6 protein-coding genes are annotated in these 6,807 nt (G+C 68.7%); 5 read left to right on the forward strand and 1 reads right to left on the reverse strand.

Annotated elements, in window-relative coordinates; translation table 11 throughout:
- The 4 genes from QOJ24_RS22925 to QOJ24_RS22940 form a co-directional block, all read left to right on the forward strand.
- Window positions 1–2,420: 3'-5' exonuclease (locus QOJ24_RS22925; RefSeq protein WP_526265456.1), on the forward strand; the 2,420-nt coding region annotated here is incomplete at its 5' end.
- Window positions 2,417–4,111 (forward strand): exodeoxyribonuclease V subunit alpha, encoded by a 1,695-nt coding sequence (recD, locus tag QOJ24_RS22930; protein WP_526265458.1) that lies wholly within the window; start codon window positions 2,417–2,419, stop codon window positions 4,109–4,111. The genes QOJ24_RS22925 and recD, both read left to right, overlap by 4 nt.
- A 159-nt stretch (window positions 4,112–4,270) precedes the next feature.
- Window positions 4,271–4,717: a PAS domain-containing protein gene (locus QOJ24_RS22935; protein WP_526265460.1), complete on the forward strand. Its 447-nt coding sequence runs from the start codon at window positions 4,271–4,273 to the stop codon at window positions 4,715–4,717.
- A 60-nt stretch (window positions 4,718–4,777) separates the two neighbouring features.
- The gene (locus QOJ24_RS22940; protein ID WP_526265462.1) at window positions 4,778–5,698 is read left to right on the forward strand and encodes an NADP-dependent oxidoreductase; all 921 of its coding nucleotides are present in this window, start codon (window positions 4,778–4,780) and stop codon (window positions 5,696–5,698) included.
- Between the two features lie 113 nt (window positions 5,699–5,811).
- Here the strand turns inward: QOJ24_RS22940 and QOJ24_RS22945 are convergent, their stop codons facing one another.
- Window positions 5,812–6,477 (reverse strand): DUF1942 domain-containing protein, encoded by a 666-nt coding sequence (locus QOJ24_RS22945; protein ID WP_526265464.1) that lies wholly within the window; start codon window positions 6,475–6,477, stop codon window positions 5,812–5,814.
- An 86-nt stretch (window positions 6,478–6,563) separates the two neighbouring features.
- On the opposite strand from QOJ24_RS22945, the gene QOJ24_RS22950 reads away from it, so the two are divergent.
- On the forward strand, window positions 6,564–6,807 hold a 244-nt coding region (locus QOJ24_RS22950; protein ID WP_526265466.1), incomplete at its 3' end, for an LLM class flavin-dependent oxidoreductase.

Genomic DNA, 6,807 nt, shown 5'->3' on the forward strand with positions numbered 1-6,807 from the left:
GCGACCCGAAGCAGGCCATCTACGCGTTCCGCGGCGGCGACATCGTCACCTATCTCAAGGCGGCCGAAACCGCCGGCGTGCGAATGACACTCGGCAAGAACTGGCGCAGCGACGCCGCGTTGGTGAACCGGCTGCAGACGCTGCTGGGCGGCGCGCAGCTCGGGGACGAGCGGATCATCGTGCACGAGGTCGAGGCGCACTACCACGGCGCGCGCCTCAAGGGCGCCCCGTGCGACGAACCTTTCCGGTTGCGCGTCGTGCCGCGAGGACCGTTCGGCTACAAAGGGACCAAGACCATCGCGATCGGCGATCTGCGCTCGCACATTCCGCGGGACCTCGCGGCCGACATCGGTGCACTGCTGATTAGCGGCGCCACGTTCGACGGACGGCCGCTGGAGGCGCGCGACATCGCGGTGATCGTCGAGAGCCACAAGGACGCGCGCGCCTGCTACCGGTCGCTGGGCGACGCAGGCATCCCTGCGGTGTACACCGGCGATTCCGACATCTTCAACTCCGACGCCGCCGAGGACTGGCTGACGCTGTTGGAGGCGTTCGACCAGCCGCACCGGTCGGGCATGGTGCGGGCCGCCGCGGCGACGATGTTCTTCGGCAAGACCGCCGATGCGCTCGTCGAGGGCGGCGACGCGCTGACCGACGACGTCGCAGAGACGTTGCGGGAGTGGGCAGGCCATGCCCGTGAACGCGGCGTCGCCGCCATCTTCGAGGCTGCGCAGCTCAATGGGATGAGCGACCGGGTGCTGTCGTGGCAGGGCGGCGAGCGGCACATGACCGACCTCTCGCATATGACGCAGCTGCTGCAGGAGGCCGCGCACCGCGAGCATTTCAGCCTGCCCGCGCTGCGCGACTGGCTGGGCGAGCAGCGCGAAGAGCGAAGCGGCGCAACCGAACGCGCGCGTCGGCTGGATCACGACGCGGCCGCGGTGCAGATCATGACGGTGTGGGTGGCCAAGGGCCTGCAGTTCCCGGTGGTCTATCTGCCGTTCGCGTTCAACCGCAATGTGCAGGAACGCAAGCTGGTGTTGTTCCACGAGGGCGATCAGCGGTGCCTGCACGTCGGCGGCGTCGACAGCCCGGATTTCAACGCCGTGTCGGTGCTGGGCCGCAAAGAAGACGCCAGCGACGTCAGCCGATTGATGTATGTGGCGATGACGCGCGCGCAGTCGCAGGTGGTCGCGTGGTGGGCGCCGTCCTGGGACGAACCCAACGGCGGACTGTCGCGGCTGCTGCGCGGGCGGCGGCCGGGCGAGGCCGAGGTGCCCGACCGCTGCTCGCCGGACAAGATCTCCGACGACGACGCGATGGCCCGGCTACGCGAGTGGGAGGCTCTGGGCGGGTTCGTCATAGAGGAGTCGGTGGTGCGGCCGGTCCCCGCGTTGCCCACCGCCGCGCCGCGAAGTGACCTGGGCGCGCGACACTTCCACCGCTCGATCGACGCGGCGTGGCGACGGACGTCCTACTCGGGCCTGATCCGCGCGGCCGAGTCGACGCCGGTGAGCAGCGAGCCGGAGGTCATCGAGCTGGACGACGAGGTCGCCGAGATCCCGGTGACGACGTCGACGGTCGGCGTCGATGTGCCCTCGCCGATGGCGGACCTGCCGATGGGCGCGAAGTTCGGCACGCTGGTGCACGCGGTGTTGGAGACGGCGGACCCGTTCGCGGCTGACCTGACGGCCGAGCTGGAGGTGCAGATCCGCGAGCACGCGGTGTGGTGGCCGGTGGATGTTCCGGCCGCCGAGTTGGCGGCGGCGATGGTGCCGATGCACGACACGCCCCTGGGCCCGCTGGCGGACGGCCTGACGCTGCGGCAGATCGGGCTCAAGGACCGGATGCGGGAGATGGACTTCGAATTCCCTTTGGCCGGTGGCGATCTGCGCTCGGCGGCGCCGGACATCCGGCTGTCAGAGCTTGGCGAGCTGCTGCGCGCGCATCTGGCCAAGGACGACCCGTTGGCGCCCTACGCGGACCGGTTGACGGGAGCCGCGCTCGGCGGCCAGCCGCTGAAGGGGTACCTGTCGGGCTCGGTGGACGCGGTGCTGCGGATGGGCGACCGGTATGTGGTCGTCGACTACAAGACGAACTGGCTCGGCGACCCCTCCGAACTGCTGACCGCGGCGGACTACGCCCAGCCGCGCCTGGTCGAGGCGATGCTGCATTCGGACTATCCGCTGCAGGCGCTGCTGTACAGCGTTGTGCTGCACAGGTTCCTGCGGTGGCGATTGGCCGGCTACACACCGGACAAGCACATCGGCGGCATCATGTATCTCTTCCTGCGCGGCATGTGCGGGCCCGACACACCGGTGGTCGACGGACACCCGACGGGCGTGTTCAGTTGGCGGCCACCGGCGGCGCTGATCACTGCGATCTCGGATCTGCTCGACCAGGGCAGGGCGGCCGCATGACGACGGTGGAATGGCGGCAGGCACACGGCGCGACGGGCCTGCTTCAGGTATTCTGCGACGCGCAGGTGCTCGAATCGTCGGATATCCATGTGGCGCAGCGGCTTACCGCGCTGGCGAAGGAGTCCGACGAGAGCGTCGCACTGGCCGTCGCGATCGCGGTGCGGGCACTGCGGAACGGGTCGGTGTGCGTCGATCTGCGGTCGGTGGAGCAGCAAGTCGGCGTGGACGGCTTGCCGTGGCCCGACGTCGACACGTGGCTGGCGGCCATTCGCGCGAGCCCGCTTGCCGGCACACCGTCTGCGTTGCGCCTCGACGGAGACCTTCTCTATCTCGACCGGTACTGGCTGGAAGAACAGCAGGTCGCCGACGACGTGCACACGATGATCGCGGTGAAGCCGGAGAAGGTGTCGCCCGACATCGACCGGCTGTTCCCTGCGGGGTTCGAAGAGCAGCGCGCGGCGGCAAAAGTGGCGCTGGCGCAGGGGTTGACGGTGCTGACGGGCGGGCCGGGCACGGGCAAGACGACGACGGTGGCGCGGCTGCTGGCGTTGCTGGCATCGGGCACACGGCTGCGAATCGCGCTGGCGGCCCCGACGGGCAAGGCGGCCGCCCGGTTGCAGGAGGCGGTGCAGCTGGAGGTCGGCAAGTTGGACGCCGCCGACCAGGAGGCGCTGTCGGGGATGCATGCGACGACGTTGCACCGGCTGCTGGGCAGCAGGCCGGACACGTCGGCGAGGTTCCGGCACAACCGGGGCAACCGGCTGCCGCACGATGTGATCGTCGTCGACGAGACGTCGATGGTGTCGTTGACGATGATGGCGCGGCTGCTGGAGGCAGTTCGTCCCGATGCGCGCTTGATCCTGGTGGGCGACCCGGACCAATTGGCATCGGTGGAAGCCGGCGCGGTGCTGGCGGATCTGGTCGACGGGTTGGACCCGACCAAGCTCGCGGCGCTGAACACCCCGCACCGGTTCGGCGAGTCGATCGGCGCGTTGGCGTCGGCGATCAGGGCGGGCGAGGCGGACGCGGCGGTCGAGGTGCTTCGGGCCGGCGGCGAGCACATCGAGTGGATCGACACGGACCGACCGGCAGAACACCTGCGCAAGGTCGTTGTCCCGCAGGCGCTTCGGTTGCGTGAGGCGGCGATTCTCGGCAATGCCGACGTGGCGCTGCAGACGCTCGACGAGCACCGGCTGCTGTGCGCACATCGCCGCGGTCCGTTTGGGGTTCGGTTCTGGAACCGGCAGGTCGAGCGGTGGCTGGCCGAGGAGACAGGCGAAGCGATCTGGTCCGACTGGTACGCCGGGCGGCCGGTGCTGGTGACGGCGAATGACTACGGGCTCAAGCTATACAACGGCGACACGGGCGTCACGGTGGTGCGCGACGGCGCGTTGCGGGCGGTGATCGCCGGAACCGAGCAGTTGGAGTTCGCGACGAGCCGGCTGTCGGACGTCGACACGATGCACGCGATGACCATCCACAAGAGCCAGGGCAGCCAGGCCGACGAGGTGACGGTGCTGCTGCCGCAGGAGGATTCTCGGCTGCTGATGCGCGAGCTCTTCTACACGGCGGTGACCCGGGCGAAGACGCGGGTGCGCGTCATCGGATCCGAAGCGGCGTTGCGGGCCGCCGTCGAACGACGCGCGGTGCGAGCGTCCGGGCTGGGGCGTCGTCTCCGAGAGCGCACCTGACCCTCGAGGACATCGCCCTACGCCCACGACCTTGATACGCTGCGGTTAGTTGAGTTATCAGCTCAGGCCGGGTCGAGGTGGCCGCTGTGTGCCGCCGCCTCGCAGAAGCACCCGCTCTCACCGGCCAAAACAGGTGACATCCGCAATGCCGGGAGCACCATGTTCGAAACCGACACCTGGAAGCCCCAGAACCTCCCAAAAACCTGCCGCAACTCCGCTGAGCTGCTACAGGGGCGTCCCGCCGATATGCTGCTGAACCGGCTGGACACCGCGACGATTGTGATCGCACTCGACGGACTGGTCGTCTACGCCAACCCCGCCTGCGAACGGCTGCTCGGCTACCACACGTCGAAAACGCTGGAGGGCCAATCGTTGAGGTCACTGCTCGCCAAACAGTCAGAAACGCCGCCTCGCGCGTGCCTTGAGATGCTGCGCGACCCGGACATCGTCACGAACTGGAACCACAGCGACGGCTACCCCATCGCCACCCTCGCCTCGGACTCGATGGTGTTCCACTCGACTGAGGAAATGCTGATGGTCTCCCTGACCGACGTCAGCGATCGCGTGTGGGCCGAAGTGCACAGGGCGAAACACTTCTTGTCCTAGCTGCCAGGCGCGATTGGGTACACCCCGTTGGACACACTCATCGGAGATAGGACGGGGCACATGGTCAGAGCGTTCGGATACCGCACCAACGGAGGACCGGAGGTGCAGGAATTCCTCGACCTCGACATGCCGTCACCGATGCCCGGCGAATTGCTGGTCGAAGTCCGCGCCGCCGGCGTCAACCCGGTCGACTGGAAGATCCGGTCCGGAATGTTCGGTGCGGCCAACGAGAGCGACCTACCCGCGGTGCTGGGCTCCGAGGTGTCGGGAGTCGTGCGTGAGGTCGGCCAGGACGTCGACGGCTTCTCCGTCGGCGACGAAGTCTTCGGCCGGGTGTCGCCGGGGTCGGGCGGGTATGCCGAGCACACCTTGGTCACCGCGAGCGACGCGGCCAAGAAGCCGACACAGCTGTCGTTCACCGACGCGGCCGCGCTGGCCGTGGCGGCGTCCACCGCGTACGACGGTGTCCACCAACTCGAACTCGTCGAGGGGCAGACGCTGTTGATCAACGGCGTCAGCGGCGGCGTCGGCGTGGCGGCGGCCCAGATCGCCCGAGACTTCGGCATCAACGTCATTGGCACCGCCAGCGAGGCCAAGAGGGCGTTCGTCGAAACGCTGGGCGTCACCCTTGTGCCGTACGGCGAAGGGGTCGGCGAGCGCATCCGCCAGCTTTTGCCCGACGGCGTCGACGCGATCTTCGACCTCGCAGGCGGCGCCAGCCTGGGGGCGGTGGCCGACCTGCTGACAGACCGCTCCAAGCTGATCTCTGCCGGCGATCCGGGCACGGCGGAGAGGCTCGGCGGGCACATGATCGAGCGAGGCGGCACGCCTGGCGTTCTCGAGATCGTCGGCGCTATGGCCGCGGACGGAAAGTTGGATCCGCATGTCGAGGACATCCGTCCGTTCGACGAGGCCGCCGAGGCGCTGGCCGCGGTGGAAACGGGTCATGCCAGGGGCAAGGTCGTCATCCAGGTCAGCTGACCCGTGGCCTGAGCCCGAGCCCGTGGCCCGTGCCTCGTGGCCGCGATCGTCGAAGTACCGGCGACGCGGTCGGGCCTCCAGCCCAGAACCGCGCCGCCCGGATAGCCGCTCGGTTAACCAGTGTTGCCGTTGGGAGCGCCGGAACCGCCGCCGGAATCCAAGTTGCCGCCACCGCCCTGGGTGCCGCCTTCTCCGCCACCGATCTCGCCGCCGGAGGTGTTGGGGCTGGCCTGGTTGGGGCCGGTCGATCCCTCGCCGCCGCCACCGCTGGACGCTCCGCCACCGCCGGCCGGCGGAGCCACCTCTTCCGGCGCGACGCCGGGCGGTTGGATCCAGCCGAGGATGTCCTCGAAGCCGTTGTTATAGACGACGCTGTTAGGCGTTGAGCCGACGACGTCGAAGTACACCTTGCCGGTGCTACTTCCGCCCTGTCCGACCGGGCCGCCGAGGCTGGCGACAGCGGCAAGGGAGGGGTAGTTGTCGCCGTTCTCGGCGCGGGCATTGAAGAGCGAGGGCGCCGGGGTGACCGTTCCGACGACCGCGTCGGTCTTCACCGTTGCCTCGTACAACCGGCCTGCGACCGGATACGGGACGGGGTCGGAACTCGGCATCAGCCCGGTGACCGTGTAGCCGGTCAGCGGTCCGTTGATGTCCTTGACGGTCTCCTGCACTCCCAGTACCTGAATATTGCTGGTGGCCCAGGCAGGCGCCACGGCGCCGAAGCCAAACATGATCGATGTCGCCGCGACACCGGTCGCGAGTGTTTTCCTGGTCAGCATTGAAATGCCCCTAACGTTTGCTCTGGTGGTGCATCGGTACCCGCGGAGTCGGTGACCAAACCAGGCATTCCGCGTACTGTTCGACCGTGCAGGTCGACGCGATGACGACGCCGCAGCCATTGGGCACGATCGGCGATCTCGCCGGGCGGGTGCAGGCCGCGGGCTTCTCCGGAATGCTGTTCACCGAGACGGGCCGGACCGCGTATCTCAACGCCGCGGTGGCCTCGCAGGCGGCGCCGGGCCTGGACCTGTCGACGGGTGTGGCGGTGGCATTCCCGCGCAGTCCGTTCGTGACGGCGGCGTCGGCGTGGGAGTTGCAGGAGGCGACCG

The organism is Mycobacterium sp., from assembly GCF_032159775.1.
GTDB lineage: Bacteria > Actinomycetota > Actinomycetes > Mycobacteriales > Mycobacteriaceae > Mycobacterium.

Bases quoted from the DNA above. Each gene is read 5' to 3' on its own strand.
- QOJ24_RS22940 (WP_526265462.1), top strand. From the start codon at position 4,778: ATGGTCAGAGCGTTCGGATACCGCACCAACGGAGGACCGGAGGTGCAG.
- recD (WP_526265458.1), top strand. From the start codon at position 2,417: ATGACGACGGTGGAATGGCGGCAGGCACACGGCGCGACGGGCCTGCTT.
- QOJ24_RS22945 (WP_526265464.1), bottom strand. From the start codon at position 6,477: ATGCTGACCAGGAAAACACTCGCGACCGGTGTCGCGGCGACATCGATC.
- QOJ24_RS22935 (WP_526265460.1), top strand. From the start codon at position 4,271: ATGTTCGAAACCGACACCTGGAAGCCCCAGAACCTCCCAAAAACCTGC.